The sequence below is a fragment of the Streptomyces triticirhizae genome, assembly GCF_003696235.1.
In the GTDB taxonomy this organism is placed as follows: domain Bacteria; phylum Actinomycetota; class Actinomycetes; order Streptomycetales; family Streptomycetaceae; genus Streptomyces; species Streptomyces triticirhizae.
In genome coordinates this window covers 1-3,015 of sequence record NZ_RFFJ01000343.1, presented here as the reverse complement: position 1 = coordinate 3,015, position 3,015 = coordinate 1, and the positions used below count along the sequence as shown (strand labels likewise).

At 74.4% G+C, this 3,015-nt stretch carries 3 protein-coding genes and 1 pseudogene; 1 reads left to right on the top strand and 3 read right to left on the bottom strand.

The genetic code is table 11. The annotated features are described in order from the left end of the window. Together EBN88_RS29365 and EBN88_RS29360 are read right to left on the bottom strand one after the other, a co-directional pair. Positions 1-275 (bottom strand): annotated as a pseudogene (locus EBN88_RS29365) (hypothetical protein); the annotation flags it as partial. Between the two features lie 149 nt (positions 276-424). Continuing rightward, positions 425-811 carry a tautomerase family protein gene (locus tag EBN88_RS29360; RefSeq protein ID WP_122400026.1) on the bottom strand — a complete coding sequence of 129 codons (387 nt, stop codon included), beginning with the start codon at positions 809-811 and terminating at the stop codon, positions 425-427. Between the two features lie 168 nt (positions 812-979). On the opposite strand from EBN88_RS29360, the gene EBN88_RS29355 reads away from it, so the two are divergent. Further along, a complete protein-coding gene (locus tag EBN88_RS29355; protein ID WP_233581115.1) occupies positions 980-1,396 on the top strand; it encodes a MarR family winged helix-turn-helix transcriptional regulator in 417 nt (138 codons plus the stop codon). A 114-nt stretch (positions 1,397-1,510) separates the two neighbouring features. Here the strand turns inward: EBN88_RS29355 and EBN88_RS29350 are convergent. After that, positions 1,511-3,015 (bottom strand): PHP domain-containing protein (locus tag EBN88_RS29350; RefSeq protein WP_122400024.1); only part of this gene is annotated, 1,505 nt, incomplete at its 5' end.

The window sequence follows — 3,015 nt, the reverse complement described above, 5'->3', positions numbered from 1 at the left end:
CCGCGCGCGCCGTCCGCCGCCTCGGCCACCGCGACCTCGGGCGCCGCCTCCGCCAGCCATCCTGCGGCGGCGCGGGCCGCCGCCGCGTCCGGCAGCCCGAGGCTGAGCCCGAGCCGGCCGGGGCCGACGCGATGGGTCTGCCCCAACGCGTCGTCCGACAGCGGGAGTTCGGCGGCGAGCCGGTGCAGCAGATGGTCGGCGTCGGCGTTGCGGGCGTGCCCGGCGGCCAGCCCAAGCCAGTGGCCGGGCGTGGCGGGCGGGGGCGTGAGCGGCACGGGCGGAATCCTCCGGGGCCTGGTCGGGGCGCGGGACCGGCCCAGCCTCCTCCCGGGCGGCTGACGGGCGGGATCGTTCCGCGAACGCCCGGGCCATCGCCGGGTGAACGGCCGCCAACGCCTGAGCGGCGGCCGTGAACGGCGGGGCCTCAGGCGTGGGCGAAGAGGACCCCGCCGACGGCTGACCTGTCGTCCGATGTGCCGACCAGCGTCACGCCGACGTCCTTCCGCAGCTCCTCGCCGAGCACCGCGACGACGGCGTCGGTGAGCCCGGCGGCCAGCCGCTCGGCGGCGTCCGGCACCTGGGTGAACAGGCCGGCGCGGCTGCTGAGTTGGACGGCGGGCGCGGGCGCGGTCCCGAGCCTGCCGCCCACGGCGAAGCGGGCGGCGGGAACGCCGTGGAACTCGATGACCACCAGCGGACGGGCCCAGTCCCCGTACACCGCGACGACGGCGTCGGTGAGCCCGGCCACCAGCCGCTCCTCGGTCGTGCCGTCGAGGAGTTCCTCGGCGAGGGTGACGGTGCAGTGCGGCATGATTCCTCCTGTTGCCCCAACAACAAAATAGCTTTGGAAGCAAACATAATGCCTGACACGCCCCCCGTCCACTCCGATCCCGACGACGTGCCCGCCAACGTGCCCGCAGACGTGCCCGACGACGCCCGCGACGACGTCGATGCCGCCGTCCGCAAGCTGCTGCTGGTGATGCCGCGCGCCATCGGCCGCGTCAAGCGCCTGGGGGTCCCGGAGGAACTCGCGGACCTGGCGCTCGCCCCGCGCCATCTCTCGCTGCTGTCGTTCCTGCTGCTCGACGGCCCGATGACGGTCAGCGAACTGGCCGACCGCCTGGAGGTGGCCCCCACGACCGCGAGCCTGCTGGTCAGCGAACTGAGCAGGAAGGGCGTTCTCGACCGCCGCGAGGACGAGAACGACCGGCGCCGCCGCGTGGTCTCCATCCCGGAGGGGATGCGGCCGGCGCTGGAGCGGTGGCTCTCCCCCGGCGCCCGCGCCTGGCGCGCGGCTCTGGAGCCGCTGACGCCGTCCGAACGGGCGGCGGTGGTGCGGGCGTTCACGGCCTACGAGGCCGCGCTGGCGGACGGGGGCGAACGGATCGAGGGGTGAGCACGGCGAAGCCCCTCCACCGGGGCTGGTCGCCCCGGTGGAGGGGCTTCGCCCCCGCCGACGCCGTCGGGCCGGGAGCGCCGTCAGGCCATGGGCACCGTCAGGCCGGGTCGGTCACTCCGGCAGGACCCAGATCGGGTTGGAGTAGAACCACAGGTCCTCCCACGGGTCCGCGTCGCCCTCGACGTCGAGGGCCGGGCCGGCGGGGTCCACGTCCGAGCCGTTGAGGCCGGGCTGCGACCGCCTGCCGTCGGTGCCGCGCAGGCGGACATAGGCAGGCTCCGAGACCCGGCCCAGGTCGTAGGTGAAGGTGACGGTGCCGCTGGTCTCGTTCACCTCCCAGGACTTCACCACCCGCGTGTCGGGGGCGTGGAAGGTGTCGCGGTCGGCGGCCGCGCCGGTGACCGCGCCCCTGATCACGTCCACCCTGGCCAGCCTGGGCACGAAGTTGGCCCAGTTGGGGATGGCGGCCAACGCGATCTTGATCTTGAGTTCGACCCTGGTGCCGCGCCGCACCAGGAGCGTGTCGCCGAGGGTCACCGACCGCCCGCCGCCGCGCAGTTGGGCGTCGAGGCCAGCGATCAGCCCGCCGTGGTCGACCCAGATCCGGCCGGCGCGGATGCCGTCCATCACCGCCGCGTAGGAGAAGTCGTGCGCGCCGACATGGGTGCGGCTGTACTGGCCCGGCCAGAAGTCGCCCGCGCCCAGGTTGAGTCCGGAGCCGGCGTAGACGGGGTCGCCGTGGAAGCCGTTCCCGTCGAAGTCCGAGCCCTCGGGGCGGGTGGAGGTGTCGGCGTAGTTGACGTGGGAGTCGGAGTTGGCGGTGATCCACCAGGGCTTGCCCTCGGCCAGCAGGCTGTCCCAGAGGCCGCCGACGGTCGCCGTCATCCAGTCGAAGCCGCCCCAGGTGCGGTAGCTCTCCGCCGGGTAGCCCGGGAACGAGTTGGGGCCAGGGCTGCCGGTGTAGTAGCCACGGCCGCTGCCCTGGCCGTGCGGCGCGGGGATGCCGGCGGCCTGGTGGCCGGGGGCGCCCTCGAAGCCGACGGCGATGCGGGGTTGGGCGTCGCGCCAGGCGCGGATCTCGTGGGGCGAGTCGACGCCCTGCCGCGCGGGGTGGTTGGCCAGCATCAGGGCGTCGCGCACGGTGCGGCGGCGGACCTGCTCGGCGAGAAAGTCGAGGCCGGCGATGGCGAGGGCCTCGTTCGCCGGCGAGTTGCCGCTGGCGCCGTTGACGCTGCCGTCGTAGTCGGTCTCGAACTGCTTGAGCACCCGCACCTCGTCGGCGCCCGGGTGGACGAAGACGGTGCCGTGCTCGGCGGCCGGGATGTTCCACTCCAGCCCCTGGAAGACCAGGGTCTCGTCGTAGGTCTCGCGGGCGGCGCGGATCTCGGGGTTGACCTTCTCGACGCCGATCCGGCTGTGGTTCTCGTTGCCGTGGTCGGTGATCACCATCCAGTCCAGGCCGAACCGGGTGCCGTTGCGCACCTGGTCGTCCACCCGGTACATGCCGTCCGGACTGAACTGGGTGTGGATGTGGTGGTCGCCGGCGAGCCAGCGAAGCCGGCCGCCCCGGCCGCCGCCGCGCCCGCCCCGGCTCGCGGCCGCCGCCGGGGCGGCGA